We start from the raw sequence: 26,060 nt of genomic DNA, 5'->3' as shown, positions 1-26,060 counted from the left end.
TTGTATGGATAGATGTTCTAGTAAGACACCTAAGCATCTATAAAGTTCTAACTTTCACAAATTTGCAATCACGGCTAAAACCGCCGCATTTAAAGACGTTCTTTTCTACTTTGCTTGAAATCTCGTTTCTACCATTCCTTTAAACTCGTGGTCGCCGAAGGGATTGCCGGAGGCATCCAGCAGTTGCACTTCACGACTCAATACAGAGGCAGTAGCGGTAGCCGTCCCGGTGGTGATATAGTTAACCGCAGCCGCAAGAAGCTTTTCCCGGCTATCACCAAAATCATAAACCACCTTATCGCTTGAAGAGATATCACTGGCAGAAATATCAGGAGTAAAGCCATCAAAGTAGTCGCCATAGCCCGCAGAGTTCTTGGTTTGGAACATACTCAGAAATACGTCGTACTTGTCAATCCGTAAAGGGAAAAAACCAATAGGCTTCCCGTAAGAACGCGAACCTACAATCTTAATATTGGAAGATAAATGAGGCTTTAAGCTATTAATCACCAGTTCACTTGAAGAAGCAGTACTACCGGTGGTGATAAAAACTATCTTATTAATTCCGCTGAGCACCCCTCTTGGTTTAAACAAAGTAGTTTGGCCGCTGAGGCTGTAGTCCTGGTCCGCATAGGTTTGCATCTTGCCATTTTGGTAAATGGGTTTATCATTAACATCACGAACCGGCTGATTTTTGAGAATCTTCGCATTCCCCTGCTGCATCTGCGAGTTATAGTGCTCCCTAAACATGATCTGGTCCCGCAGGGTTGTCGGAGCAAGCGTGTTAATAAGGTATTCTGCTGTAGCAACGTAGCCACCGCCATTGTAACGCAGGTCAATAATAAGATCAGTAACACCCTGAGTAACGAAACTCGAGAAGACCCGGTCAAGCTCCGCTTTGGAATTGCTGGCGAGGTGAGAAAATCGGGCATAAGCGATGTAGCCAATTTTTTTTGCCCCAGAAGTAATTACCGCATCCTTATAAATCGGACTGCTTTTGTAACTCGTCTTGCTAAGCGTAAGATCGAAGGCAGTAGCGGATACTCCCCTGTTTCCCTTTAAAGAAACGGTAGAGGACGAGAAAAGAGCATCGTCGATAAAATCAACCTCCGAGTTATAATTTGATCCGACGGTTCTTGTATTGATCACTTTAATGGTATCACCTCTTTTAAACCCTTTAGCAGCGGCATCGGAGCCGGGGTATACCGCCTGAACAAGTATCTTATAATTAGACTGAGTACCGAAGAGGCCAACACGCAAACCAAAGTCGTTGCCGTTTCCCTCTAAGTCTACGGAGCTACGTTTCGAGGGTATATAGGCCGTTGGATTTTGCTGCGTAATATCAGAGATATAGGAATATTTGGGATAGCCTGCGTCGGTGCCATTAGAATTACTTACGAATTCAAAAGGACGGCTGGTGCTGGGGTTAATGCCGAAGCGGGTAAGATAGTAAAGCTCTTCGTCTAAATTGTCAATCTCGGCACTATTGTCACTGTACTTTCGGGGATTGAACTGCTCATAGCTGGGAAGCGAGCTATTCCAGTAATAAACTTCTTTTGCATAAAGGAAAATGGAATCTTTGGTCAGTTCCGACCTTGTTCCATCCGCCTGGGGCTGCGGCTCCTCTCCCTGAGGAGTTTTTTTACAGGCTGCCAAAGCAGCTATTCCCAGAAATAAAAGGAGGCCTCTTAAAGAAGCTTTATGAAGAATCATACCAGAATTTTGTCTTAAACGATTTCTGGAAGTTAATATTTTACTTCAACAAAATCAAGGTTCGCATTTCTTGCGAAAACACGGTCAGTCTCAGATACACCAAAAAGCAATACGTCCTTTTTATCAAGCTTATGCTCCTCTAAAATGAGGTTAAGAATTTCAGGGGAAGGCTTTGGTGCTACCTCGTTCACAAAATAAACTCTTAAATACTTTTCAAGCCCGTTCCATTCTGTCTGCTTGATTTTATTCAACTGCTGCAAAGGGTTCCCACCGGTGACGATGAAGATCTGTTTCCGGTCTACCACAATTTCCTGCAGCAGGTTCAGTGCCTGTTGATACAACAGCAATTTCAGCGGCAGCTTGGCCTCGATATGTAAACGCTCGAAATTCGCCTTGTATTTCTCATCAAAACCAAATACCTCCCGCGCCTTTTCAAACAACTTATCGGGGCCTTTATTCTCATAAGCTTTCTTGAAGAACTGGGTAAGATCATTGGCCGGAGGGAAAGTCTCCAGATACTCTAAAAAATTTGAAAAAAGATAATACACCTGCAACAGGTAATCCCTTTCGGGGATGAGCACGTTATCCAATTCAAAAATGAACGCTTTTTTTTGGGGATCTATTTCTGAATAAGCAAGCATTAGTCAACTGTTAGTATTCGATAAGTAGCCTTATCTTCTCCATTAGCCCAGAAAGCTCCCCGGTCTGTGTCACTTTCATCTACCCCTGGTGCTTCCTCCAGACCTACTATCGTTAACTCACCTATTTTCGGTCCCATTAACAAGGAGTTTAGAGCCCGTTGAGGAGGAACCATCAATTTTATCCCATACTCATCAAACAACTGCCTTGCTTCAATCAGAGATAGGATCTCTTCTCGACGCAGGGGGAACAAATAGCTAATTTCTAAGTCGAGACAAGTACTCAGAAGCTGATGGGCGAAAGAAGGCTCACTGCCCTTTGGAATTTTCAAGAAACGATTGTTACTCAGCAAAAACTGTGGCAACTCCTGGGAATCTGCAAACACAATATCGAAAGCAGGGCCAAGCTTTTTCTCAAGCTGAAAGGCCAAAGCTGATGTAGCTCCTGTAATCAGTACTTTCACGCTGATGGCTCCTTTATAATTTGTCCGTCTTTCATAATCACCTTCCGATCGGCGAGTTCTGCCAAGTCTTCGTTATGGGTAACAATCACAAAAGTTTGAGAAAATTGCTCCCTCAAGTCCAGGAATAGCTGATGAAGCCCTCTTGCGTTTTCCGAATCAAGATTACCAGAAGGTTCATCTGCCAAAATAATAGATGGATCATTAATCAGGGCTCTTGCAATGGCAACACGCTGCTGTTCTCCGCCGGACAGTTCGGATGGCTTATGTTCCGCCCGGTGGCTTAGCCCCAACATTTCAAGCAAGTTCCTGGCTTTCCCCTCCGCTTCCTTCTTGCCCTGCTTAGCAATAAATGCTGGAATACAAATATTTTCAAGTGCGGTGAATTCAGGTAACAGATGGTGAAACTGAAAGATAAAACCTATATGCCTGTTCCGAAAAAGACTCAACTTTTTTGATGACAACTTTGACACATTCACATTATTGAGAATCACTTCTCCCTTATCAGGACGATCAAGCGTGCCAATGATGTGAAGCAAGGTGCTTTTACCTGCTCCTGAAGCGCCTAGGATCGTTACAATCTCTCCCTTGCTAACCCCAAAGTCTACTCCTTTTAATATTTCGAGCTTCCCATAAGATTTCCGAATAGCATTGGCCTGCAGCATTGGGCGAAGATAGTTTTTTACTTGAAAAGGTTTAAAGGCTAATAAAAGTTTTCCCTTGTATTTCGGATAGCCTCGAAAAATTGATTAATAAAAAGATAATATCCTGTAGCGAAATTTTTAAAACTTACATTAACCTTTCGGAAATTGAAGCAAAGTAGTAGTTTTACGCCTGAAAACTTTCAAAACAATGAATATTCACGAGTATCAAGGTAAAGCCATATTGAAAAGTTTCGGTGTTCGAGTGCAGGAAGGCATTGTTGCCGAAACACCAGAAGAAGCTGTAGAGGCTGCAAAAAAGCTGAAAGAAGATTATAACTCAGACTGGGTAGTGGTAAAAGCACAAATCCATGCTGGTGGCCGTGGAAAAGGCGGTGGTGTAAAACTTGCTAAAAACCTGGATGAAGTTCGGGAAAAATCTGAGCAAATTATCGGAATGCAGTTAGTGACACCTCAAACTGGTCCCGAAGGCAAAAAAGTAAACAAAGTACTTATTGCACAGGATGTATACTACCCTGGAGAAAGTGAAACAAAAGAATTCTACGTCAGCGTTCTACTCGACAGAGCAAAAGGACGTAACATTGTGATGTATTCAACCGAGGGTGGTATGGACATTGAAGAAGTTGCTGAACATACACCGCACCTCATCTTTAAGGAAGAAATTGATCCAAAGGTTGGATTACAAGGTTTCCAGGCTCGTAAAATTGCTTTCAACCTTGGTCTTAGCGGGGATGCTTTCAAGGACATGACGAAATTCATCGCTGCCTTATATAAAGCTTATGAGCACACAGACTCTTCGATGTTTGAAATCAACCCTGTTCTTAAAACCTCAGATAACAAGATCCTGGCGGTTGACGCAAAGGTGAATCTGGATGATAACGGGCTATTCCGTCATCCTGATTACGCTGCCTTGCGGGATGAAACAGAAGAAGACCCAATGGAAGTAGAGGCCAGCAAGTCTAACCTTAACTACGTAAAGTTAGATGGAAACGTGGGTTGTATGGTAAACGGTGCCGGTTTGGCTATGGCTACCATGGATATTATCAAATTAGCTGGTGGAGAACCTGCAAACTTCCTTGACGTGGGTGGAACAGCCAATGCTCAAACTGTAAAAGCTGCATTCAATATCATCCTGCAAGATCCGAATGTTAAAGCTATTCTAATCAACATTTTTGGTGGTATTGTTCGTTGCGACCGTGTTGCTCAAGGTGTGATTGATGCTTACAAAGAGCTAGGAAACGTTCGCGTTCCAATCATTGTTCGTCTTCAGGGAACAAATGCTGAAGAAGCTAAAAAACTAATTGACGAGTCAGGACTTCAGGTTTACTCCGCAATCTTACTAAAGGAAGCGGCAGAACTAGTAACCAAAGTGCTTTCTAAATAGGTAAAAGCCAAACAACAGAAAACAATAAAGGGCGATGAATTTCATCGCCCTTTATTGTTTTGTCTATTTCTCTTTCCCGCCCTGGCAAATATACGCAGCAGAACCTGCACTCACCTTATTTAGGGGCAGTAGCAACAGCCGAGCCGTAATAGTCGTCGGCAGTAAAATCAATCATAGAGCTGAGAATGAGACCTAGGAATAGAATGACAAGTGCTATAACAGTAATAGCAACGAAGCCTTTTTTGGCTTCATCTTCAAGGTAGTCCATAAGAGTGAGAGTTTGTTAATTTAGAATAAAGGTAATTATATTTTCATAAAGATTAAAACATTTGCGAGTAGGGCTTTGTGATTTTCTTTGCTACCAAATAACAAAAGTACGTAAACACTGGTGCGGTCACCACGTCGATGGTAAAATGTACGTGCTGAATCAGAACGAAAATCCCCATTAAGATGGTTCCGAACAGAGCCAATTTCCGATCGGTCTTCTTTTGAAGACACATAAAGAACAGGAACTGTGTTGCTGTATGCCCGGAGAAAAACAAGTCTTTTGTAACATAGCTTTTTCCATAGAAATAGTTGCTAATCGGGTCTACAATCGGAATCAAGCCTGGAGGAGGGTCAAAAGGAACCAACCCAATCGTAAAAAAACGTAGCACATTTAATACTACAAAGCCATATAAAAAGGTAATGAATATAGCCGGATTTTGAAGTGCTCTTACTGTCAGTAGAATTGCCATCGCCCAGGTAACTATAAAAATAGGCATGGAAACATCAATTGACGGCAGCATCTGGAGAACAATGTCCTGCTGATTATATCCGTCCCTTTGCTCAATATATTGGTAAAACACCGGATATATCGGCATCAAGCTAAAAAACAAACCAACACCGAATAATAGCTTCTGTTTAAAAAGAGGTTCTTGCCAGGCCAATGCCCATCTATTAAGTGATGTTTCTGCTACTTTTATCCTATTGTTATTCATAAAAAGATAACACAATCTTTACCCTAGTTTTAGGCGGGTCAAATATATTGCAATTCTCTCATTATTTTTACAATCTCTAAAACAATTTATTAACACAAGCGTTACACACGTTCATTTCCCGACAAATTTCAGGACCAATTCATTTATCCCTGTTTTTCAACTTAATATCCCCTTAGCACCTTCAGCAGGAAACGCTAACTTTGCCTCAAAAAAAAAATGCCTAAAAATATAGCCCCTCCATCATCATCTACCCCGGCCACGGCCTTCGAACGTTTGCTTTCTATTATGGACACACTGAGAGAGCAGTGCCCCTGGGATAAAAAACAGACAATGGAAAGCCTCCGTCATCTCACCATTGAGGAAACTTACGAGTTATCCGACGCGATTCTGGACGGAGACATGAGCGAAATAAAAAAAGAGATTGGCGATATCATGCTCCACATGGTCTTCTATGCAAGGATAGCATCAGAAACGGACCTCTTTACGATCACCGATGTACTAAATGGGATATGTGATAAATTAATATCGCGCCATCCTCACATTTATGGAGATACAGAGGTCGAGAATGAAACAGACGTAAAACGCAACTGGGAACAGCTCAAGTTAAAAGAGGGTAATAAATCGGTGCTTGAGGGAGTTCCTGTTTCATTACCGGCCCTGGTAAAAGCATCCCGTATTCAGGAAAAAGCCCGCGGGGTGGGGTTTGATTGGGAAGAAAAAAGTCAGGTTTGGGAGAAAGTAGAAGAGGAAATACAAGAGTTCAGAGAGGAGTTCAACAGCGTAAATAACGAGGAAATTGATCGCGACAAGGCTGAGAGTGAGTTCGGAGACTTGCTTTTCTCACTCATCAACTATGCCCGGTTTATCGACATCAACCCCGAAAATGCGTTAGAAAAGACAAACAAGAAGTTTATTAAGAGATTTCAATACCTGGAGAAAAAAGCCTCAGAGCAGGGTAAGAACTTAAAAGACATGACCCTTGCTGAAATGGATATCTACTGGAATGAAGCAAAAAAACTATAGATGAAGGGAATAGTCACCTTTGCGCTGCTGTTATTGTTCAGCATAAGCCAGGCCGCGGCACAATCCAAAGCATTACTAAAACTCTCCTTTGAGAAAGGCAGAAAGTATAGTACAGAGATGGCTATCAACCAGGAGATTTCACTACAGGAGAATAACCAACCACTGTTACTTAAGCAGGCCTTCCAGTTTGGTTATGATATGGTCGTAGAGGCTGAAACAAGCGAGGGACAGGTGATCAGAACTACCTATAATAAAATAAAGGTAGAGATGATGGGACTGAACTACGACTCAGAAAATCCAGAGGCTTCTGCTCCCTTGCTAGGTAATATCTTTGGGAGTATGATCGGAAAGTCCTTTACGCTACGACTGGATAAGCAAGGTGTAATTACTGATGTGAATGGGATAAACGAGTTAATGGCGTCCATTATTAAATCCATGCAACCCGACCCTCAGGTGGAAGCAGCTATACGAGCAAGCTACAACAACGAGCGCTTCCTGAACGATTTCTCCACCAGTTTCAATATTTTCCCCTCCTATCCGGTAGCAATCGGACAATCATGGACAAAGGATATTAAAGGGACCGTCCTCGGTAGCACGACCAGCAAAACCGATTATACCCTAATGAAACTGGGTGTGCAGACAGCCGGTATCCTTGTTAAAAATACCGTTGACGCTAAGCTGGCCCAGTCGGGAGCTCAGACTACTCTTACTGGTTCCGGAACTGGTACAATCGAAATTGACAGAAAGAGCGGGCTTCCCTTATCCGGCACCATGATTATTAAAATGGAGGGGAATATTAACAAGGCAGATACTTCCTCTCCTATTCATATTACTTCCACTCACAAGATAAGCGGAAAAGTACAATAGACGCGGGTTTACACTCACTTCGGGAAGAAACAAAAAGTTTAGAAAAAGAATAGGAGCTGTAGCGTTTTGATCCTCCACCTCGTAGGAGCTTTATAAAGAGAAAAAAATGACAAGCCGACAAGTTGGGATTTTCGTATTCACCTTCGTCCTGCTTGCTGCCTGCAAGAAAGAAGAGAAGGTTATCTTCAGTGGAACTTACACGGGCGAGTTTACTGTCATTCGGCCGATCAGTTCAATGTTGACACCACCGGTAGAAGCCTCTATCACCTTCCAGGGTAAAACCTATACATCACAAGGCAACCCCAACTACTATCCGGCAGGAGGTTCAGGAACATTTGAGATCAAAGGAAATGTGATTGAATTCAGGGACAAAAATGTCTGGCCCGCTCATTTTGATCCGCTGCTGATACTATCCGGTTCATATACCTATGAAATACAGGGAGATGAGCTGATTTTAAGCAAGACAAACCAGCCGGGGGCTTCATTTTTAGCACCAACGGTCTATAGATATAATTTAAAAAAGGTCGGTAATTAATGCATAAAAAGCCCCCCGTTTCTGAAGAAGAGCTCGTTCAGAAATGTAAACTTGGCGATCTAAAGTATCAGGAAAGGCTGTACAAGCATTTCTATGGCTACGCTATGGGGGTTGGCTTACGTTACCTATCAAATCGGGACGACGTCTTAGAAGTGGTGAACGACTCGTTCATCAAAGTTTTTAAGGCAATACAGTTCTTTAATGAAACCCAGCCATTCAAGGCCTGGCTTCGGAGAATAATAGTTAATACGGCTATTGATCATCGCCGAAAAAACTTAAAGCACATGAACAACGGCGACCTGGAGGAGGCGGCTTATCTCGGTAAGGCGCCGGATGCTGTTGATCAGTTATCAGCTAAAGACATTTTGAAGCTTCTGGACCGATTACCGGAAGTACATCGTATGGTGTTCAACCTGTACGAAATTGACGGTTATAGCCACGAAGAGATTGGCAGCATGCTCGCTATTCCGGTAAGTTCCTCAAGAGTTTACCTGAGCCGGGCAAAAGAAAAACTAAGAAAATATTTGAATCAACAACAGGAGATGAAGTATGAAGGATCAGTTTGATGATTTACTGGTGAACAGAATCAAAGACATTTTCGAGGACTACGAAGATGATACTGCGTCTGTTGGCTGGGAAGATCTTCGCAAGAGATTTCCTGGTGAACCAGAAAAAAAACCAGTTGTACTCTGGTGGAGATATGCCGCTGCTATTGCTTTGATCGCCACTGCAGGCTGGCTATTCCTGGGCAACGAACAAGAAAAGATTTACCTCACGGGCAAAACAAAGCCGACGGAGGAAGCTGCTACTGCCCGAGTGCAGGACGACATACTGGAAGAACAGCAGACAACAGCAAGCCAGACAGACGGTACTAACATTAAACCGGAACTGCAAGCGGAGATGAACGAGATTGCTTTGATTTCAGGATCTGCGTATAACGAAACGCAAAAACCATCAGCAGGCCAACAGGATGCTGTTACCGACCATGACGATCAGTTTTTCACACAACCCAGCACTGAGACACCCAGGGAAGATGTAGTCACTCAAGAGAATTTCCCAAATGAAGTAAAAGAGAATTTGGTAGCAGCTGCCTCTCAAAACAGTGAGAAAACAACGACATTACCCGCAGAAACAGAACCGGGGAAACCCGAGAGCATAGCCCTGGCATTAGCTAAACTTCCGGAGCTTCCGGATGCAAAGAAAGATCAGCCAAAAAAGAATCGGGGTATTTCGATCGGGGTGTATGCGGGAAGCTATATCAACTATGCGGAGGGCAGTGAGTCGAACATAAATACCGGATTCGGAGTACAGTCGGAGTTCACCATTAGCAAGAAGCTTAAGATTTCAACGGGAGTTGCCCTTGCTCAGAACAATTTGAACTTCTCCGGATCCATCCCTGCTGTAGCGCTCGACAACTTTACCATGCAACCCACCGAGACCTCGCGATGGAATGCAGGCCTTAGCCCCGCTGGTTCCTATCTTGCTGAAACATATAACATTCAGAAATACAATGCTTCGCTGCTGGGGCTCGACATCCCGATCAATATGAAGTATGTCCTGCTTGACAATAAGAATCAGCTGTTTGTAACCGCTGGCTTAAGCTCCAACTTTTTTATTGAAGAGTCGTACACTTACTCCTACAACGTAAGTGGCAATTACAACGGCATTAAGCTGGATAGGGAGGACGAGAAGGCAGAGACAGAGGCGCAAACGTTCGACTTTGCCCGTATGCTCAACTTTTCTGTGGGAATGGGGCATCCCCTTGGTAAGAAGAGCCGTATCTCCTACGAGCCTTTTTTGAAGTACCCGCTGGGAGGATTAGGTGCGCAGAATATTCGGTTTGGGGCGGCCGGGCTAAACTTGAAGTTAAACTTCAGTACGACAAAAAAATAAAGGGCTATTTGAAGGTTATTGCCTTCACTGGTGATATCCTTGCTACCAGCATGGATGGAATGATCAACACCAGCAGGCAGACGATCATTGTTCCCACATTAAGGAGTAAGATATCCAGTGCGTTTAGCTCAACAGGGATAAACGTCATATAATACGAAGCCTGGTCTAGCTGAAAAAAATGTGTCTCGCGCTGAAGGAAGCCAAGTCCCAGACCAAGAAGATTACCCAGCAGCAGTCCCAATCCAATCAGGTAGGCTGCATTGTGCAGAAATATCTTTTGAATCGACCAATTTGAACTACCCAGGGCTTTCAAAACGCCAATCATGTTGGTACGTTCCAAAATGATGATCAGTAGGGCAGAAATCATATTAATAACTGCTACAGCCAGCATCAATACCAATATCACCTGCGTATTTACATCGAGCAAGCCAAGCCATTGGAAAATACTTGGATACCATTCCTTGATAGTGAACGATCGCAGCGTATAGTTCAAAACATCGCTTACCCGCTCGGAGGAGGCCTCCAGCTGATTAAAATCGCTCACTCGTAACTCATAGCCCCCTACCTGGTCGGGCTTCCAATCGTTGAGTCTCCGGATAAGAGAAAGACTACCAATTACGTAGGTGCGGTCTACTTCCTCTACCCCTAAATCATAGATTCCTACAATCTCAAACTTTCGCTTCCGAAGCGGTTCCTGTACAAAATACATCAGGAAATCATCGCCCACCTTCAGCTTAAGTCGGCCTGCGAGGTATTTCGAGATAAGAATTTCACGGTTAGCTTTTACGCTGTCCGAGAAATCGATAACGCGTCCTGCGCTTAATATCTTCTTAAAATAACTCCAATCGTACAATTCATCTACTCCCTTCAAAACCACTCCCTCTACTTCCTCATTCGTGTTGATGATACCAGGTTTTATCGCATAGGGCTGAAGATGTTCAATCCCGTTTACGGATTTGATGAGCTTCAGAGAATCCGCACGTATAGAAAAAGGCGAATTTTCGTAAGAGGAGTTCAGGTCGTATTTGATGGCGATGATATCACCTGAAAAACCTCTGATCTTTTCCCTGATCTCTGACTTAAAACCATTTACTACTGCCAGGGAGAGAATCATTACCGCCAAACTCAGCATAATGCCGATTACGGCGATGCGCACACTTAGCTTAGAAAAGGTGCGTTTTGAATGAAAGGTTATCCTTTTAGCTATAAAGGCTGGTAGATTCAAATGTTACGTTTTTTGTACTTTAGCAAAGATGCAAAATTTTCCGACTGTTGTTTAATCACCAAATCTTACTATGAGAAAGTATTTTTTCAATCTTTTGTTTCCTGTATCAATTATCGCATCCTGCGCTGTTACTACTGAGCCGGGAAGCAGGCCCACCATCCGGACCAATGTTCCCAATCCCTATAACGTAGACGTTGACGCTATTGACGGCAAAAAGAAAGCAGGACTGCAAATCGGGGCAGAACGAACGAGGGAATATGTCCCCTACCTGAAAGGAAAAAAGGTGGGGATGCTGATCAATCAAACATCAATAATCGATGGAAAATTCAGTATCGACAGCCTGAGAAGTCTGGGTGTAAACATCGTGAAGATATTCGGGCCGGAGCATGGATTTCGGGGACAAGCAAGTGCAGGAGCAAAAGTGAGCAGTACGACTGATGCGAAAACAGGCATACCCGTAATTTCTTTATATGGCAGTCATTACAAACCTACGAAGGAAGATTTAAACGGGATAAACCTGATGATTTTTGACATACAGGACGTTGGTGCCCGATTCTATACTTATATATCTACCCTGCATTATATGATGGAAGCCTGCGCAGAGAGTGGCATCGAATTACTGATCTTGGACAGGCCGAACCCGAATGGCTTCTACGTAGATGGGCCGGTGCTGGAGGAGAAGCACAAATCATTTATCGGGATGCACCCTATTCCAATAGTTCACGGAATGACTATTGCCGAGTATGCGCAGATGATTAATGGCGAAGGGTGGCTGAAAAACAAGGTAAAGTGTAAGCTGAAGATTATCAAGATGGAGAACTACAGCCATAATAGTGTATACAAATTACCGGTAAAACCCAGCCCCAACTTAAACACGCAGCAGTCGATCCTCCTCTATCCTTCCCTGTGCCTGTTCGAAGGTACTATTATCAGCCAGGGACGCGGCACGCACTTCCCCTTTCAGGTACTGGGCAGCCCGAAACTTGCAGGGAAGTACAGCTTCCACTTTACCCCCGTCAGCATCCGGGGAATGAGTGAAACGCCTTTGCACCAGAACCAGAAATGCTACGGTTTGGACCTGAGAAAGTATGACACGAATAACTTTAGAAAAACGCAGCGCATTAACCTAAAATGGTTGATAGATCTGTATAAGGCCTATCCCGAAAAGGAAAAATTCTTTGATTATAAACAAAGCAAGCAGATCAATAACTTTGACCGCCTTGCCGGAACAGAAGATCTGAGGCAACAAATCATTGCAGGAAAATCCGAGGAGGAGATACGCCGTAGCTGGGAACCTGCATTGTCGCAGTATAAGCTGATGCGCAAGAAATATCTGTTATATAATTAATTAAACACACATGCGAATCATTTTCATGGGGACTCCCGACTTTGCTGTAGCCTCACTTGATGCGCTCGTACAGGCGGGCTGCAATATAGTGGCTGTAGTAACAGCACCTGACAAACCGGCGGGACGGGGACAAAAGCTGAATGAGTCGGCAGTTAAAAAATACGCTGCTGCAAAGGGACTTCCGATACTGCAGCCTGTCAAATTGAAGGATCCTGGATTTGTGCAGGACCTGGCAGCGTATAAGGCGGATCTGCAGGTCGTAGTCGCCTTCAGAATGCTACCGGAAATTGTATGGAATATGCCGCCTAAGGGAACCATAAATTTACATGCCTCACTTTTGCCGAATTACCGGGGAGCTGCACCTATCAACTGGGCAGTAATTAATGGCGAGAAGGAAACTGGCGTCACTACATTTTTCCTCCAACATGAGATCGATACCGGAGACATTATCTTCTCTGAGAAGGTGTCGATTTCGGACGATAGTACTGCGGGCGAAATTCATGACAAACTGATGCTCGTGGGAGCCCAACTGCTGGTGCGAACTGTAAAAGCGATAGAAAGCGGGAATTATACAGAAAAACGACAGGAAACTTTTGACAGGCCTCCTACCCATGCTCCGAAAATATTTAAAGAAGACTGCCTGATTAAATGGGACGAACCAGCTCGTAGGATTTATAATTTAATTCGGGGCTTAAGTCCATATCCTGCTGCCTACACCGTATTTAAAGACAAAACGCTGAAAATATATAAAGCTGAGTTAATTGAAGAAGTGCCAACTGTACCACCAGGAGAGTTCCTTAGTGATGGAAAAACATTTCTGAAGTTCGCGGGCAAGGATGGCTATCTATCGGTGGTCGATCTTCAGACAGAGGGCAAAAAAAGGATGGGCGTGGAAGAGTTCTTACGCGGCTTCCGGCTATAAAATCCGTAATCATCCCAGGTCTTGTACCTTCTGCCTGGGATGATCTTTTTTCAGCTTAGATCAATTGTCCGCTTTCAGATCCTGATCATCATCCAGATTCAGGTCATCCGGCGTTTTTCTAAGCAGTTCTTTTAATTCTTCCTCTGCGGGTGGCATTCTGTCTTCTCCCGTATCCTGAGTTTCCGACTTCCTGCCCCGATTATCTTCGGCTGAGCCTCCAGGCATGTTTGCGCTTGTTTCCATCTTTTTCCATAAATAGACGCAAATTCAACAGCGCTAAATCTAAATTGTTGGCTAAAAAACCATTTAATACAATGCCGGGAACCTGGCAGGATTAGCGTCGCTCATCATCTCGTACACTACTTCTATTACATCATCCACTGACGGTTTCGTGAAGTAATCGCCGTCCGTGCCGTAAGGCGGACGGTGCTCTTTTGCAGTGATGGTACGCGGAGCGCTATCCAGGTGATAATACCCCTTTTGCTTTTCCAAAACTTGTTGTAAGATAAATGCCGAAGCACCTCCCGGTACGTCCTCATCCACCACGAGCAACTTATTGGTTTTCTTGAGCGACCTGGCGCATTCCTCATCCAAATCGAACGGATGCAGCGTCTGCGGATCCACAATTTCAACCGAGATTCCCATTTTTTCAAGTTCTACGGCAGCCTCTTCAACTACGCGTAATGTAGAACCGTAGGAAACGATCGTAAGATCAGTCCCTTGTTTCACTACTTCAGCCTTGCCAAGGGGCACGGTAAATTCGCCAACATTTGCAGGCAACCTTTCCTTCAGGCGATAGCCGTTCAGGCATTCAACCACAATGGCCGGCTCATCGGCCCGAAGCAGCGTATTATACATTCCCGCAGCCTGTGTCATATTTCTCGGGACACAGATGTGGATTCCTCTCATGATACCGAGCATCATGGCCATTGGAGAACCGGAGTGCCAGATCCCCTCCAAACGATGCCCTCTTGTCCGAATGATGACCGGCGACTTTTGTCCTCCCTTAGTGCGGTAACTTAGGCTCGCCAGGTCGTCGCTTACTACGTTGATACAGTATAACAGGTAATCAAGGTATTGAATCTCGGCTATCGGCTTCAAACCGCGTAGAGATAATCCAATACCCTGACCAATGATGGTACTTTCTCGGATACCTGTATCTGCTACACGCAGCTGACCGTATTTAGCTTGAAGACCTGCAAATCCCTGGTTCACGTCTCCGATACTTCCTACATCTTCGCCAAAAGCGATGATACGGGGATCGCGGGCGATGTTCTCGTCAAAACACGCATTTAATATCTCTCTTCCGTCAATCCATTTAGCATCTTCATCATATTCGGGTTCTACCACGGGAATAGTAGCGGGCGAATTAACAGAATCGGTGAAAAGCTTTGAATTATACCGCTCCCTATTCAGCTCCAACTGCTCCTGGTACCAGCGGATCAGACGCTGCTTCTCCTGGGATTGGTCAGTGGCCAGCAGTCTGATTACTTTCCTCAGGGCCACCATGATCTCTCTCCGGGATATCTCTACAGACGACTTCAAGCCGGCAGCAATCTTCGAGATATCATCTCTTTTAAAGGACAAAAGCAGCTCTATAGCTTCTTCTGCTTCTTTTTTGAGTACCGATTGAACATTTGCCCAGGCTGTTTTCTGACACTTGCGCACATATTCTTTAGCCTTGCTTTCAATTTCCGTCAAATCCTCCTCCGTGGCAATAGCTGATTCGATCATCCACTTGCGCATCTGCACCAAACAATCATATTCTGCTTCCCACTCCAGGCGTTCCTTTGTTTTATAACGCTCGTGGGATCCTGATGTGGAATGCCCCTGCGGCTGAGTCATCTCATATACATGGATCATTGCCGGAATATGCTTCTCGCGGCAAATTTCTATCGCTTTCTCATAAGTCTCACATAAACCGGGATAATCCCAGCCCTTCACTTTGAATATTTCGAAGCCGTCTCCTTTTTCATCCCGCTGAAAACCCTTCAAAACTTCAGAAATATCCATTTTGGTTGTCTGCAATTCAGAGGGTACAGAGATTGCGTAACCATCATCCCAAATGGAAATAGCGAGCGGAATCTGAAGAACACCCGCGGCATTGATGGCTTCAAAAAACACCCCCTCAGAGGTGGAGCCATTTCCCACTGTTCCGAATGCAACCTCATTTCCCTCCACTGAGAAATGGGTTAAGTATTTTAATTCCGGATTTTGCCGGTATAACTTCGAAGCCCATGCCAGACCTACCAGCCGTGACATTTGACCGCCGGTTGTAGAAATATCAGAAGAGGTATTTTTCATCTCCGTCTGATTTTTCCAGGTACCATCCTCATTGAGGATACGCGTAGCGAAGTGAGAATTCATCTGACGACCGCCTGAAAAAGGGTCTTCATTAACGTCGGTATTTCCGTAAAGCTGGGCAAAGAACTCGGTAATGGTCGCCATTCCCGTCGCGAACATGAACGTCTGGTCGCGGTAATAGCCGGACCTCCAGTCCCCCTTTTTAAAGGCTTTAGCCATAGCCACCTGTGCAACTTCCTTTCCATCTCCAAAAATGCCAAACTTGGCTTTCCCGGTCAGCACCTCCTTCCGTCCCAGAATACTTGCTTGTCTGCTTTCATAGCAAATCCTGTAATCGTTTAACACGATCTGCTTGAAATCATCGAAGCTCAGTTCTGCTGAAACGTCAAATTGATTAGTCACATTCATATCTATTGCTGCCATAATTACACAGGTCAGGTGTCAAAATTAATAAAATATAGACGTTCTGAAACCCTAGTTTTTTTGTTACGTACACCGGTATGGTTTTTGAATATAAAGTCGTACTTTTATACCTGATTAACAAAATTTCGAAATGAAGAAGCTATTAACATTATGTGCAGTTATTTTAGGATTTACCCTGGTTACTGCAATGCGAGCTGACGAGAAGGCTGAATTCAAGTTTGAAAAAGAAACTAATGATTTCGGCAAAATTGCTCAAGGCAAGCCTGTTAGCTATGAATTTAAGTTCACCAACGTAGGTGACCAACCTTTGATTATCGAGAATGTGGAATCATCTTGTGGATGTACTGTTCCTAAATATACCAGTACACCTATTAAGAAAGGCGATTCTGGCGTGATTAGCGTAACTTATAATGCAGCGGCGATTGGTCCGTTTACCAAGGCGGTAACGATCAAGTCGAATGCTAAAACACCTGTAAAGTTGTTGTACATCAAAGGTGAAGTAACCAGCGCAAGCTCAAAATAAAAATAAAAAGCTGAAAAGATCGGAAACCTCTCTGTAAGCAGAGAGGTTTTTTTATTTTTGCGGACTATGCCAAAAATTTCAAATAAGGGGAAGCTGATGCCTGCCTCTCCTATACGAAAGTTAACTCCTTACGCCGACCAGGCTAAACAGCAGGGAAAGAAGGTGTATCATCTGAATATCGGCCAGCCCGATATTGAAACACCTCATGTGATGCTCGATGCTATAAAAAATATCGACTTTAAAGTTTGGGCTTATACACAATCTGAAGGAAACTTATCCTATCGTAAAAAACTAGTAGAATACTATAACCGAGCGAACTATAATATAAGTGTTGAAGATATTCTGGTGACTACCGGAGCTTCTGAGGCGATCATCATTGCTATGCAAACTTGTCTGGATTCTGGTGATGAAGTGATTATTCCTGAACCATTCTATGCGAACTATAACGCCTTCGCCTGGATGAGCAATGTGACAGTAAAGCCGGTTTTATCTTTGATAGAAAATGGCTTTGCGCTACCTCCTATCAGTGAGTTCGAGAAGCTGATCACTGAGAAAACTAAGGCCATTTTTATTTGTAACCCGAATAATCCTACGGGCTATCTTTATTCTTATGAGGAGATGGTAGAGCTGAAGAACCTTTGTCTGAAGCACGATCTTTATCTGTTTGCGGACGAGGCTTACCGGGAATTCTGTTACGATGGTAGTAAATTTTATTCGCCAATGCATTTTGACGGCCTGGAGGACCACGTGGTAGTATTTGACAGCATCTCCAAACGCTACAGCGCTTGCGGAGCACGTCTTGGATGTTTTATTACAAAGAACAGACAAGTGATCCAAACTGCCTTGAAGTTCGCTCAGGCTCGCTTAAGTCCGGGAATGGTGGCTCAGATAGCTGCAGAGGCTGCTGTAGACACTCCGCAGTCTTACTTTGACCGGGTAAATAAAGAATATACCGAGCGTCGGGATATGCTGGTAGCCGCATTAAATAAAATGGAAGGCGTATATTGTCCCAATCCGGGGGGTGCATTTTATGTGGTGGCACGTTTTCCGGTAGATGACTCAGAGGCATTCTGTCAGTGGATGCTGGAAGAGTTTTCTCATGACAATCAGACAGTAATGATGGCGCCAGCTGCCGGATTTTACAGTACACCTGGCGCAGGAAGAGACGAAATCCGTCTGGCATACGTTTTGAACAAAGAAGATTTGAACAACGCAATGATTTGCCTGGACAAAGCGTTAAAAGAATATCCGGGCAGGAAAATGATTGGAAGCAAGGAATCAGTAGTCGCACATTAAGATTATGAGAACTTACAATCCATCGGAATTGACAACAGCGTGAGCCAAAAAGGCTCAACGCTGAAAAGCTTCCAACAATAAACATACTATGGGGTCGACCGGAATTGACAGGATGGCGGCAAGTATGTAAGCATGCAGCGCATTGTGAGTATAGCGCTCTAATCTGAACTCTCAAACTATAATTGGCGAAAATAACTACGCCTTAGCTGCCTAATTTAGAATTAGCTCAGCTTTTGTCCCGCTAGTTTTCCGTTCTGTTAAACTAGCATCCGGGGCATCGATCAACGGAACTGGCCTGGTAAGAGGTGTGATTACCGGGTGAGATAAAGCACCTAAGGAAGACGGTATAGGCAAGCAGCTGGCCTTCCCCTTCCCGACAATCTAATAGCTGCTAAGCATGTAGAAAGCATAATTTGTTCCATGTTTGGACGAGGGTTCGAATCCCTCCGGCTCCACTTTTAAAGCACAGATAGTCAGTCAGTTAAAAAAGCTGACTGACCAATCAGCTGACAAAACCTTAAGACAATTAGTTCCAGTGAGGACGAAATGGGAAGGCCCTTTTATTTATGAACCACCAGGCGGAGACCTAAAGAAAGACTGGCTAGTTTGGATCAAGTATCAGCATCCTATCACTGGTCAATTCGAAAGATTTCGCTTTAATCACGGCTTCAATCAGTTTACAACCAAACGAGAGCGGCGTCAGCATGCCATGGCTCTTAAGAAGGTTATTGATGAGCTCTTGCAAAAGGGATGGACTCCTTATGACGAATACAATGTATTCGAACATCAGCGTGACAGACGGGTAGCAACTTTAATCGATCGATATCTTGAGACCGTAAAGCCCAGCCTTCGACCTAATACATACGGGAAGTACGAGCAAGAGCTGAACCTTTTCAAAAAGTGGCTACAGGCGAACAGCATGGGCGAGATTAAAATAGACGGCGTCACTAAAAGTATTGTGACTTCTTTTCTCAACCATTACAAACAAGAAAAACAGTGGTCCGGCAAGACGTATAATCATTATTTGAACGATCTCACCACCTTCTTCAATTACTACCACGACAACTTCGACGACTATTTGGAGAAGGTGCCGACGCTGAGCCTCAAGAGACAGCCGGTAGCTAGGCCAGGCAACACCGCTTGGAATGATTATCAGTTCAAGCAGCTAAAAGACATGATGCTCGATAACAAAGACTCCATGCTTTATCATTTCTGCAGCTTCGTTTATTATGCAGCGCTCAGGAATGAGGCAGAAGGCAACCAGTTAAAAGCAGGAGACTTTAATTTCAAGACACGAACCCTGAAGATTGAATCAGGTACCGCGAAGAACAGGACGACCGAATACATTCCCATTTACCCTGATTTTCTTGAACTACTGTACGAGCTTCAGGTGAACGAGATGCCTCCGGACTTCTACATCTTCGGCAAAAATCAGCCTCACAAAAACATCCCAGCTACAGAATTTCAGATCGGAGCGCCTTATCCCATCGGTCAGGATTATTTTGCAAAGAAGTTCCGACCTTATAAAAAGGCCCTCAACATCCCTCCCACTGAACATGGGATTTACAGGTACAAACATACGCGAGCTGTTCACCTGGGAGAAGATGGAGAAGATCTGTACAAGATTATGAAGCTATTCAGACACCGAGATCTTGCGACTACCATGATCTATATGAAGGGACTGGGAGTTGACACTCAGAACACTGAATATAAAAAAGGAAGAAGATTTTAAACAAATATTGTGATTGACAACCGTTTTATTACCGTAATTACGAATTTCCAAACCAAGGAGGACCTTTCATATTATGAATTCTTTAACTCTTATTTATCTAAGGATCATCAGTATGTTAGAACTCACTTTTTTGAACCCGAGTTGATTGGCACGATCGGAACATTAGAATTCGATGAAATATTTCTAAAGAATTATTTCATCTATACTTCCGATGATCCATTGCAAACCCACGATGATGTATTCCATCTCCATCTACTGTTTGCCCGAGCGTTATGGTTCACGAAAGACAGCAGCGTAAGTGTCTATAAAAGTTATATACAATCGGTTACTAATCCTGTTTGTCGCTTTAGCCCTGACTATAACACCCGCCTAAAAGAGAACTATGTGTTCAATTCTAAAGCGGACGGCGAATCGCAAGAATCCACCTTCTACGATGTGACTGAACTAAATCAATCTCTAGAATTTTTGGAAAAAATGCTGGATGTACCGATGCTGCCGGATATGCAGCAAGTTATGTACGAACTAAAGCAAGAAAAAAAAATGGGGGTCCAACCCTATTTGTTAAATTATATTCCCTATTCCTTCAACAGACTAAACCGAGCACTTTTATTTCTAGACATGGCTCGAGGAAATCAGTTCTTGCCGATAAAAATCACCTTTTACATCGGACTATTAGAGTCAATACTTAGTAATAGTTCCGAGTATTTGATTTCGCAGTTGGTTGCAAGGATACCCTTTTTTCTAACGAAAAGTCGTTTCACCGTTGGAGAAATGGCAAGAATTATAAAGGACGCTTACAAAGTAAGATCAAACTTCATCCATGGAGACAATGTAAAAACAACTTTAGGTAATAGGAAACGGGCAATCGATAGGAATGAACTGATAGACATTAGTAAAAAAATCGACAATCTTGCTCGGGAATTATTAATAGATGCCTTAAACACACACAAAAAGGAGCTAACCAGCGATAATGCAATCTCAAAAGTATGGATAGACAGGCTGTACCCGATGCAGAGGATAAAAGAGGAAGCACGGGGTCATCTTTTCACACATCGGAGATACCGCATAAAAAAATCAAACCCAAGCGATCAACGTTAGAGAATCAGAAGTACAGTAGGATCTGATGATACATTAGAGATCCCAAACCTAAAAAGCAGGCGGCTTGTTACACTTTCATGCCCGGCATCATCACAACATTCACCTACGAAGGGAAGGAATACCCTCTAAGCATTACTCCCCATTTCCCCTATCAGGAAGGATACTGCTTTAGAATAATAATGAATAACTACTTCTTAGGGGATATAATAAAAACAAAAGAAGGATACTGGAAGAACTTACAAAGTGAGCCTTTAAATTCTAAAAATCTAGTTTTTGTTCCCGAGTATGAAGACTACCAGGTATTAGGAGAAATAATAGAGAAGAATTTACCGGAGTACTTTTAACTTTACATCTATGGACGAATTAGAAATTGAAATGCCTTTCTCCATTACGGCCGATATCGGGGAAGGCGATCAGGAGTTTCTAGTCATCCCTGATTGGGACGAAGAACAGGAAGAATCAGAATTTACTATTCTTCTGGATGGCGTTCAGCTGGGAGTACTGAAGTGCATAGATATTGAAGAATGGGAATGGCTGGAAGGAAGCCTGACCAGACTAGAAGCTATGGTATTTGGAGAACAAATTGACAACCACTACAATCACTAGGATATGTGCAATGCAAAAGCAGGTGTTACCTCGTCAGATATCAGAGAAGAGCTTGATGTTATTGTAAACGGTCCGATAGACTCGCCTAACATCAATATCCGGCCGACTAATCAGGTTCTAACAATCACCGACAAAAACCCGAAGGAAGCGGAGTATTTCAGATGGGGTATAGCTATTTTCTCGAATGGTACGCTGCTGAAAATGGCGACATGGAACGCAAGATATGAAAACCTGGAATCCGGCCGGACCTGGAAGAAGCTGATAGGGCAAAAACACTGCATAGTGCCGGTTCGCGGTTTTTACGAGTGGCAATGGCTGGACCCTAAAGGGAAAAAGAAACAGCCTTACTTCATAAAAACAGCCGGGGAAAGACTTACGCTGATGGCGGGGCTATGGGATGAAACAGCAGACCCATCTACAGGAGAAATAATCAAGAGCTGTTCTGTTATCACACTTCCTGCAAACCAGATGATGGCAAAGATCCATAACAACGGAGAACGGATGCCGGCCATACTTCCAAAAGATAAGTATAAGTTATGGCTTGATGCCGAAATACCATTAAGCGAAAAACTGGAACTCATTAAAACCTATCCGGATAATTTGCTGGAAGCAGTGCCTATACAAAAAGTAGGCGACCCTGAAGAGTTTAAACAGCTGGCGTTTTGCTGATTAGGAGTCGAAAGATTTGTAAATTTAACTTTGAGGAAATACCTTTACAAGTGCAGGCGTTACACCATACGGTGGTGTACCATAATTTAATAAAAGGTTAAGCCCCGTACGATATGTGCGGGGCTTTGTTTTTAGCTGCTACTAGCTCGGATATAATCGCGAGCTTTTAAGAGACGGTAGTAAGCGGGTGCTGTCTCCCCCTTAAACTTCACCTGATCGAAAGACGTGTTCAGGAATAGCTGAATATCGATCACCTTTTCCGCGTTATTTATGTAAATCGTTTTCGGCAGTTCTGTTGATTTAAAGAAGTCTTCTAGTTCCTGAATAGTCATTTAGCAAAATTACTATCTTTAAGCATGAAAGCCCTACGCCTAACCTTAAAACTATTAAAAAACGTCTTAGCATACGCTCTTACTCATCCTGCCAAATGGGAGAGCCTAGGTAAGCCTAGGTATAGGAGAAGGCATTGATATTGACAGTAGGTGAAACTTCTTCTATTAAACGAGTTCCATTTTTATTCAGGAAAAAGCCGACCTTTGTAACTATCATGAAAAAGCTGGTCGGTCGAATTATACTGAGGTTGAAAAAGATTTTTAAAAGAAATCGATCAGATGCGATGCGAGAGTCTTATACGTTCTGGGGCGAAACAAATCCTCCAGACAAGGAGAAGAAAGCCTAGAATGTTTTATATTTCACTCTCCGAGACCAATCTTCTGATCTTTCTTCTATTACTTTATAGAATGCCCAGGAAACAGCCGTTACCACAACTAATGACACAAACATTAGAAGCGGGTAATAATCACTAGAAAAATATCTTTTCATGACGTTTATAAGCTTTACTCCTAGCGGGAAGTGAATCAAATAGATGGAATAGGAGATCGCTCCAATAAAAGCTAAAGGTTTCGGGACGGGCTTGTTATATAACATGATAACCACCAGGGTTAGCACAGCAGTAATTGAAGATGGCAGGTCATAAAAGTAGAATGTGAAGGCGATTATACCTGATAGTAAAGCGATACTCCACTTCTTCTGATAAGTACCATTGTATAAAAAAAGCCCGAAACACCCGATCAGAAAGAACACCATGTAATAGAATATTGTAGCTGGACCAGTATCAACACGAGTCAATAACAACAGCAACGGGACAACGAGAAAGGATGTTAAAAGCTTGTAGTTCCTGAAAACAAGAAATGCTAATCCAATAAATATGTAATACTGGGCCTCAACGAAAAGTGTCCAGAAGACCGGATTATCAGCCGGGGCATGCATATAAAAGGCACTCCGGATGACTGTGGATATGTTCTCGGGATAAGGTAGACCTCGATGCTTATACGACAAATACGATATTGCCACTGTAAAAGATAGAGCCAATAAGTAAGGAGGATGCAATCGGATTATCCTTTTGGCGAGAAATCTTGGATAGTTGTTTAAATTGTAATGTCCTCTATCTAGGCTTAAGGGAATAACGAATCCTGATATCACAAAGAAAGCCTCGACACCATATTTACCATATTTATCAAAGAGATTGAAAGCTGTAGAAAGTGCGTGTCCTTCAGATAGCGGATCTCCGAAGTGACACAAGCAAACCATAATAACCGCAATTGCGCGCAAAAAAATGAGACTATCTAACCGGTTTGGCATGGGCACAAAAGTAGAAATAATCTCGTCACATCAATTAAAACCTGATCAAGTCATACCTTCCGGTAACGGTAGGCCTCCACTTATCTGTGATTGGATCGTACAGATATGCTCCTGTGAAACTTGCTCTTCCTGCATCAAACTGGATTTCAGCACCCGGTCGAAGAGTGCCAGAAGTAAAATCGTAGCTCGTGACACCTTGCACCCTTAAACCTAGTAAAGGCTGCTCTTGCTGTACTGTCAGCTTCTTAACGCCGTTTACGATAGTTCTCGGATCATTTGAGTAGATATCGATATAGCTATTCTTTGATCCCAAGGGAAGCCCGAGGACCTTGTTTCGCTTCCAATACTGAGTAATGGTGAGATCAGCATTATATTGGAAGTCGAACGAGCCTTTATCAGCAGTGTCAGTCGGGTCTCCCGGGGTATAATTGAGATTGAGGTATTTATCCTGGTATGAGTAGACGGGGTTTTGCCGTTCGTCGAGCCGTTGAATAGCTCGCAGGTTATCGGCTTTCAAAGTCGAATTCACTACCAGCAAGTTCTCAATCTGCTTCTTTAAAATTCCGATCGCCATTGCTGTCGTGTCCAAGATACCCTCACTTACGGCTGCATTTGCCTGAGCTTTCGGTATGATGTTGCCGGCGGCTTCAATCGTCACATGTTCAAGCCCTGCAGCATCAACCTTCCGGGAGATTATTTTAGCTTCCTCCTGGATCTTCGATGATACCGTCTGTTCAACCTTTTCCTTTTGCGACAGCTTCTTATGAAGGGTAAAGCTGTAAATGGCCAGCAGAACGCAGAGCGCCGCAGTCATGAAAAATAGAATGTTCTTATAAGTTATCATTTGATTATTTTTTTAGCTTCGTTTCCGACTTTCTCTCGGACCAGGCTATCTGTGTTTCTCTTTATCTCATTTATAATCCCATTCTTCACCAATAGAGCCTGAACCAGTTCATTTTTCTCCTGTCTCTCTTTAGCAAGATCTGCTCGCAGTTCTCGTTTTTCAATCTCGCAGTTCTCACTCACCTGCTTTGAACTACCTAAAAACTGAGTCACAAAAACAGATAGCAAACCAACAGCAACCATCAGCATGTACGTTGTGGGATGATTTACAATTTGAGAAAATGATGCCTTTGGTAGGTTGTTTGCCATCTTTATAAAGTGATATTTAACGCCTTCGCTGTTTTGGGACCAGCTACTCCGTCCGGTACCAGTCCTTTCGCTTTCTGGAAAGCCAGCAGCGCTTCGTGTGTTTCCTTTCCGAAGATCTTATCCTCGGTAACTTTAGCGCCGTTACGGTTCAGAGCCTTCTGAATCTCCAGCACCTTGCTATCCTTGATAAGCGGGTAGTTGAGCTTGTAGACAATCCCGGAAGGCCTAGCAAATTTCTCGTAGTTGATTGCCTCCATCCAGGAGCGAACATCAAACGAAGGACAAGACTTAATCCACTCCCATTTCTCGATGATACCATTTCCGTTCTGATCTGTTGAGAAATCCCTGTGGCCGAGGACTACAGCGTTAGGAAAGATCTTCTTGAATTTTGTGATCAGTTCGATTTGGGTCGCTTTCTGCTCCGGAGTACGATTATCGATCGGCTGTCCCTTTTTGTCTATCCCGCCGATGTAGCTGATATGAATAGCCTCTTTATTGAACCCAGCCACTCCATTTGCAACCTTGTCGATCGGGAACAGGTTGACAGCGATCCCATCTGGACGAAGGATATAATGATAGCCCGGATTCTTCCAACCCAGCGAGTTTTTCCAGTATGAGAGAATGTCCTCTATCTTCTGGTTTTGCGGTCCTGCTGTGCAGTGTAGGACGATGTATTTTATTGTTCTCATATTATAATTGTTATTTGCGGTTAGATGGTATTCTGCTATCTTTATATTCTTTTCAAAATTTCATCTGATGAATCTCCAAGAGCTCCGGACTTATATCCAAGAATTCCTGTGCTACAACCACATACATAGTTGGAGGTATTACCGTAAATGGTCCAGATACTTTCCGGATGACGGCGATCAAAGAACTTGCAAAGCCTGCGGTGCTAAACAGATTTGCGTCCACGAACCCTCTGGGATGGGAAAGCAGTTTGGCTGGGAACCAGTAGAATAATTCCATGC

30 protein-coding genes and 1 other RNA gene are annotated in these 26,060 nt (G+C 43.5%); 16 read left to right on the top strand and 15 right to left on the bottom strand.

The genetic code is table 11. The features are described from left to right. Positions 1 to 105: 105 nt before the first annotated feature. Genes J4N23_RS05555 through J4N23_RS05540 form a run of 4 tightly spaced genes read right to left on the bottom strand, consistent with a single transcriptional unit; the run spans position 106 to position 3,474 of the window. Positions 106 to 1,710 carry a S41 family peptidase gene (locus J4N23_RS05555; RefSeq protein WP_207426034.1) on the bottom strand — a complete coding sequence of 535 codons (1,605 nt, stop codon included), beginning with the start codon at positions 1,708 to 1,710 and terminating at the stop codon, positions 106 to 108. Positions 1,711 to 1,742: 32 nt separating this feature from the next. Continuing rightward, complete coding sequence (locus J4N23_RS05550; RefSeq protein ID WP_207426033.1) at positions 1,743 to 2,351, bottom strand: HAD hydrolase-like protein; 609 nt, start codon at positions 2,349 to 2,351, stop codon at positions 1,743 to 1,745. Beyond that, positions 2,351 to 2,812: a hypothetical protein gene (locus J4N23_RS05545; protein ID WP_207426032.1), complete on the bottom strand. Its 462-nt coding sequence runs from the start codon at positions 2,810 to 2,812 to the stop codon at positions 2,351 to 2,353. Before J4N23_RS05545 ends, J4N23_RS05550 begins: the two co-directional genes overlap by 1 nt. Further along, positions 2,809 to 3,474 (bottom strand): ABC transporter ATP-binding protein, encoded by a 666-nt coding sequence (locus tag J4N23_RS05540; RefSeq protein WP_207426031.1) that lies wholly within the window; start codon positions 3,472 to 3,474, stop codon positions 2,809 to 2,811. The genes J4N23_RS05545 and J4N23_RS05540 overlap by 4 nt, the downstream gene beginning before the upstream one ends. 187 nt (positions 3,475 to 3,661) lie before the next feature. Between J4N23_RS05540 and sucC the strand changes: the two genes are divergently transcribed. Then, positions 3,662 to 4,855, top strand: coding sequence for an ADP-forming succinate--CoA ligase subunit beta (sucC, locus tag J4N23_RS05535; RefSeq protein WP_207426030.1), 1,194 nt, complete (start codon positions 3,662 to 3,664; stop codon positions 4,853 to 4,855). A 115-nt stretch (positions 4,856 to 4,970) separates the two neighbouring features. Here the strand turns inward: sucC and J4N23_RS05530 are convergent, their stop codons facing one another. Together J4N23_RS05530 and J4N23_RS05525 are read right to left on the bottom strand one after the other, a co-directional pair. Then, the gene (locus J4N23_RS05530; protein ID WP_207426029.1) at positions 4,971 to 5,123 is read right to left on the bottom strand and encodes a hypothetical protein; all 153 of its coding nucleotides are present in this window, start codon (positions 5,121 to 5,123) and stop codon (positions 4,971 to 4,973) included. A gap of 52 nt (positions 5,124 to 5,175) precedes the next feature. Beyond that, on the bottom strand, positions 5,176 to 5,835 hold the full coding sequence (locus J4N23_RS05525; protein WP_207426028.1) for a phosphatase PAP2-related protein: 660 nt from the start codon (positions 5,833 to 5,835) through the stop codon (positions 5,176 to 5,178). Positions 5,836 to 6,051: 216 nt separating this feature from the next. Between J4N23_RS05525 and mazG the strand changes: the two genes are divergently transcribed. The 5 genes from mazG (at position 6,052) to J4N23_RS05500 (ending at position 10,153) form a co-directional block, all read left to right on the top strand. Beyond that, positions 6,052 to 6,858, top strand: coding sequence for a nucleoside triphosphate pyrophosphohydrolase (gene mazG, locus J4N23_RS05520; protein WP_207426027.1), 807 nt, complete (start codon positions 6,052 to 6,054; stop codon positions 6,856 to 6,858). Beyond that, positions 6,859 to 7,725, top strand: a complete 867-nt coding sequence (locus tag J4N23_RS05515; RefSeq protein ID WP_207426026.1) for a DUF6263 family protein — start codon at positions 6,859 to 6,861, stop codon at positions 7,723 to 7,725. A gap of 106 nt (positions 7,726 to 7,831) precedes the next feature. Then, positions 7,832 to 8,260: a hypothetical protein gene (locus tag J4N23_RS05510; protein WP_207426025.1), complete on the top strand. Its 429-nt coding sequence runs from the start codon at positions 7,832 to 7,834 to the stop codon at positions 8,258 to 8,260. Then, a complete protein-coding gene (locus tag J4N23_RS05505) occupies positions 8,260 to 8,826 on the top strand; it encodes an RNA polymerase sigma factor (protein ID WP_207426024.1) in 567 nt (188 codons plus the stop codon). Before J4N23_RS05510 ends, J4N23_RS05505 begins: the two co-directional genes overlap by 1 nt. Then, positions 8,810 to 10,153, top strand: a complete 1,344-nt coding sequence (locus tag J4N23_RS05500; protein ID WP_207426023.1) for an outer membrane beta-barrel protein — start codon at positions 8,810 to 8,812, stop codon at positions 10,151 to 10,153. The genes J4N23_RS05505 and J4N23_RS05500 overlap by 17 nt, the downstream gene beginning before the upstream one ends. Before the next feature lie 4 nt (positions 10,154 to 10,157). Here J4N23_RS05500 and J4N23_RS05495 read toward each other — a convergent pair whose 3' ends face one another. Next, positions 10,158 to 11,378: an FtsX-like permease family protein gene (locus tag J4N23_RS05495; RefSeq protein ID WP_207426022.1), complete on the bottom strand. Its 1,221-nt coding sequence runs from the start codon at positions 11,376 to 11,378 to the stop codon at positions 10,158 to 10,160. 70 nt (positions 11,379 to 11,448) lie between these two features. Between J4N23_RS05495 and J4N23_RS05490 the strand changes: the two genes are divergently transcribed. Beyond that, entirely contained in the window at positions 11,449 to 12,726 is a 1,278-nt protein-coding gene (locus tag J4N23_RS05490) for an exo-beta-N-acetylmuramidase NamZ domain-containing protein (RefSeq protein WP_207426021.1), read from the top strand. A gap of 10 nt (positions 12,727 to 12,736) precedes the next feature. Further along, positions 12,737 to 13,648 carry a methionyl-tRNA formyltransferase gene (fmt, locus tag J4N23_RS05485; RefSeq protein ID WP_207426020.1) on the top strand — a complete coding sequence of 304 codons (912 nt, stop codon included), beginning with the start codon at positions 12,737 to 12,739 and terminating at the stop codon, positions 13,646 to 13,648. Between the two features lie 60 nt (positions 13,649 to 13,708). Here the strand turns inward: fmt and J4N23_RS05480 are convergent, their stop codons facing one another. Continuing rightward, positions 13,709 to 13,891 carry a hypothetical protein gene (locus tag J4N23_RS05480; protein WP_207426019.1) on the bottom strand — a complete coding sequence of 61 codons (183 nt, stop codon included), beginning with the start codon at positions 13,889 to 13,891 and terminating at the stop codon, positions 13,709 to 13,711. A 63-nt stretch (positions 13,892 to 13,954) separates the two neighbouring features. Continuing rightward, positions 13,955 to 16,375, bottom strand: coding sequence for a thiamine pyrophosphate-dependent enzyme (locus J4N23_RS05475; protein WP_207426018.1), 2,421 nt, complete (start codon positions 16,373 to 16,375; stop codon positions 13,955 to 13,957). Positions 16,376 to 16,505: 130 nt separating this feature from the next. On the opposite strand from J4N23_RS05475, the gene J4N23_RS05470 reads away from it, so the two are divergent. The 8 genes from J4N23_RS05470 (at position 16,506) to J4N23_RS05435 (ending at position 22,299) form a co-directional block, all read left to right on the top strand. Then, complete coding sequence (locus J4N23_RS05470; protein ID WP_207426017.1) at positions 16,506 to 16,898, top strand: DUF1573 domain-containing protein; 393 nt, start codon at positions 16,506 to 16,508, stop codon at positions 16,896 to 16,898. A gap of 66 nt (positions 16,899 to 16,964) precedes the next feature. Continuing rightward, positions 16,965 to 18,194: a pyridoxal phosphate-dependent aminotransferase gene (locus J4N23_RS05465; protein ID WP_207426016.1), complete on the top strand. Its 1,230-nt coding sequence runs from the start codon at positions 16,965 to 16,967 to the stop codon at positions 18,192 to 18,194. A gap of 90 nt (positions 18,195 to 18,284) precedes the next feature. Then, positions 18,285 to 18,652, top strand: a transfer-messenger RNA (tmRNA) gene (gene ssrA / locus J4N23_RS05460). Positions 18,653 to 18,729: 77 nt separating this feature from the next. Continuing rightward, the gene (locus J4N23_RS05455; RefSeq protein ID WP_207426015.1) at positions 18,730 to 19,926 is read left to right on the top strand and encodes a site-specific integrase; all 1,197 of its coding nucleotides are present in this window, start codon (positions 18,730 to 18,732) and stop codon (positions 19,924 to 19,926) included. A gap of 9 nt (positions 19,927 to 19,935) precedes the next feature. Then, a complete protein-coding gene (locus J4N23_RS21210; RefSeq protein ID WP_207426014.1) occupies positions 19,936 to 21,024 on the top strand; it encodes a HEPN domain-containing protein in 1,089 nt (362 codons plus the stop codon). A 77-nt stretch (positions 21,025 to 21,101) separates the two neighbouring features. Beyond that, a complete protein-coding gene (locus J4N23_RS05445; RefSeq protein ID WP_207426013.1) occupies positions 21,102 to 21,368 on the top strand; it encodes a hypothetical protein in 267 nt (88 codons plus the stop codon). Positions 21,369 to 21,378: 10 nt separating this feature from the next. After that, entirely contained in the window at positions 21,379 to 21,630 is a 252-nt protein-coding gene (locus J4N23_RS05440) for a hypothetical protein (protein ID WP_207426012.1), read from the top strand. 3 nt (positions 21,631 to 21,633) lie between these two features. Beyond that, positions 21,634 to 22,299 carry an SOS response-associated peptidase gene (locus tag J4N23_RS05435; protein ID WP_207426011.1) on the top strand — a complete coding sequence of 222 codons (666 nt, stop codon included), beginning with the start codon at positions 21,634 to 21,636 and terminating at the stop codon, positions 22,297 to 22,299. 131 nt (positions 22,300 to 22,430) lie between these two features. On the opposite strand, the gene J4N23_RS05430 is transcribed toward J4N23_RS05435, so the two are convergent. From J4N23_RS05430 to J4N23_RS05405, 6 genes are all read right to left on the bottom strand, one after another. Then, positions 22,431 to 22,631: a hypothetical protein gene (locus J4N23_RS05430; protein ID WP_207426010.1), complete on the bottom strand. Its 201-nt coding sequence runs from the start codon at positions 22,629 to 22,631 to the stop codon at positions 22,431 to 22,433. Between the two features lie 343 nt (positions 22,632 to 22,974). Then, positions 22,975 to 23,940 carry an acyltransferase gene (locus J4N23_RS05425; RefSeq protein ID WP_207426009.1) on the bottom strand — a complete coding sequence of 322 codons (966 nt, stop codon included), beginning with the start codon at positions 23,938 to 23,940 and terminating at the stop codon, positions 22,975 to 22,977. A 34-nt stretch (positions 23,941 to 23,974) separates the two neighbouring features. After that, on the bottom strand, positions 23,975 to 24,784 hold the full coding sequence (locus J4N23_RS05420; protein WP_207426008.1) for a hypothetical protein: 810 nt from the start codon (positions 24,782 to 24,784) through the stop codon (positions 23,975 to 23,977). After that, the gene (locus tag J4N23_RS05415) at positions 24,781 to 25,092 is read right to left on the bottom strand and encodes a hypothetical protein (protein WP_207426007.1); all 312 of its coding nucleotides are present in this window, start codon (positions 25,090 to 25,092) and stop codon (positions 24,781 to 24,783) included. The genes J4N23_RS05420 and J4N23_RS05415 overlap by 4 nt, the downstream gene beginning before the upstream one ends. 2 nt (positions 25,093 to 25,094) lie before the next feature. Further along, the gene (locus J4N23_RS05410; protein WP_207426006.1) at positions 25,095 to 25,781 is read right to left on the bottom strand and encodes a peptidoglycan-binding domain-containing protein; all 687 of its coding nucleotides are present in this window, start codon (positions 25,779 to 25,781) and stop codon (positions 25,095 to 25,097) included. A gap of 52 nt (positions 25,782 to 25,833) precedes the next feature. Then, positions 25,834 to 26,058, bottom strand: a complete 225-nt coding sequence (locus tag J4N23_RS05405; RefSeq protein WP_207426005.1) for a hypothetical protein — start codon at positions 26,056 to 26,058, stop codon at positions 25,834 to 25,836. Positions 26,059 to 26,060: the final 2 nt, after the last annotated feature.

The sequence above is a fragment of the Pedobacter sp. SYSU D00535 genome (genome assembly GCF_017355855.1).
Lineage (GTDB): Bacteria > Bacteroidota > Bacteroidia > Sphingobacteriales > Sphingobacteriaceae > Desertivirga.
This window is presented reverse-complemented; position numbering and strand designations above follow the sequence as displayed.

Coding starts and splice junctions, on each gene's coding strand:
- J4N23_RS05505 (WP_207426024.1), top strand. CDS start 8,260: ATGCATAAAAAGCCCCCCGTTTCTGAAGAAGAGCTCGTTCAGAAATGT.
- J4N23_RS05490 (WP_207426021.1), top strand. CDS start 11,449: ATGAGAAAGTATTTTTTCAATCTTTTGTTTCCTGTATCAATTATCGCA.
- J4N23_RS05415 (WP_207426007.1), bottom strand. CDS start 25,092: ATGGCAAACAACCTACCAAAGGCATCATTTTCTCAAATTGTAAATCAT.
- J4N23_RS05430 (WP_207426010.1), bottom strand. CDS start 22,631: ATGACTATTCAGGAACTAGAAGACTTCTTTAAATCAACAGAACTGCCG.
- J4N23_RS05410 (WP_207426006.1), bottom strand. CDS start 25,781: ATGAGAACAATAAAATACATCGTCCTACACTGCACAGCAGGACCGCAA.
- J4N23_RS05470 (WP_207426017.1), top strand. CDS start 16,506: ATGAAGAAGCTATTAACATTATGTGCAGTTATTTTAGGATTTACCCTG.
- J4N23_RS05475 (WP_207426018.1), bottom strand. CDS start 16,375: ATGGCAGCAATAGATATGAATGTGACTAATCAATTTGACGTTTCAGCA.
- J4N23_RS05425 (WP_207426009.1), bottom strand. CDS start 23,940: ATGCCAAACCGGTTAGATAGTCTCATTTTTTTGCGCGCAATTGCGGTT.
- J4N23_RS05500 (WP_207426023.1), top strand. CDS start 8,810: ATGAAGGATCAGTTTGATGATTTACTGGTGAACAGAATCAAAGACATT.
- J4N23_RS05540 (WP_207426031.1), bottom strand. CDS start 3,474: ATGCTGCAGGCCAATGCTATTCGGAAATCTTATGGGAAGCTCGAAATA.
- J4N23_RS05440 (WP_207426012.1), top strand. CDS start 21,379: ATGGACGAATTAGAAATTGAAATGCCTTTCTCCATTACGGCCGATATC.
- J4N23_RS05435 (WP_207426011.1), top strand. CDS start 21,634: ATGTGCAATGCAAAAGCAGGTGTTACCTCGTCAGATATCAGAGAAGAG.
- J4N23_RS05445 (WP_207426013.1), top strand. CDS start 21,102: ATGCCCGGCATCATCACAACATTCACCTACGAAGGGAAGGAATACCCT.
- J4N23_RS05515 (WP_207426026.1), top strand. CDS start 6,859: ATGAAGGGAATAGTCACCTTTGCGCTGCTGTTATTGTTCAGCATAAGC.
- J4N23_RS05530 (WP_207426029.1), bottom strand. CDS start 5,123: ATGGACTACCTTGAAGATGAAGCCAAAAAAGGCTTCGTTGCTATTACT.
- J4N23_RS05525 (WP_207426028.1), bottom strand. CDS start 5,835: ATGAATAACAATAGGATAAAAGTAGCAGAAACATCACTTAATAGATGG.
- J4N23_RS05550 (WP_207426033.1), bottom strand. CDS start 2,351: ATGCTTGCTTATTCAGAAATAGATCCCCAAAAAAAAGCGTTCATTTTT.
- fmt (WP_207426020.1), top strand. CDS start 12,737: ATGCGAATCATTTTCATGGGGACTCCCGACTTTGCTGTAGCCTCACTT.
- J4N23_RS05555 (WP_207426034.1), bottom strand. CDS start 1,710: ATGATTCTTCATAAAGCTTCTTTAAGAGGCCTCCTTTTATTTCTGGGA.
- J4N23_RS05405 (WP_207426005.1), bottom strand. CDS start 26,058: ATGGAATTATTCTACTGGTTCCCAGCCAAACTGCTTTCCCATCCCAGA.
- sucC (WP_207426030.1), top strand. CDS start 3,662: ATGAATATTCACGAGTATCAAGGTAAAGCCATATTGAAAAGTTTCGGT.
- J4N23_RS05420 (WP_207426008.1), bottom strand. CDS start 24,784: ATGATAACTTATAAGAACATTCTATTTTTCATGACTGCGGCGCTCTGC.
- mazG (WP_207426027.1), top strand. CDS start 6,052: ATGCCTAAAAATATAGCCCCTCCATCATCATCTACCCCGGCCACGGCC.
- J4N23_RS05480 (WP_207426019.1), bottom strand. CDS start 13,891: ATGGAAACAAGCGCAAACATGCCTGGAGGCTCAGCCGAAGATAATCGG.
- J4N23_RS05465 (WP_207426016.1), top strand. CDS start 16,965: ATGCCAAAAATTTCAAATAAGGGGAAGCTGATGCCTGCCTCTCCTATA.
- J4N23_RS05510 (WP_207426025.1), top strand. CDS start 7,832: ATGACAAGCCGACAAGTTGGGATTTTCGTATTCACCTTCGTCCTGCTT.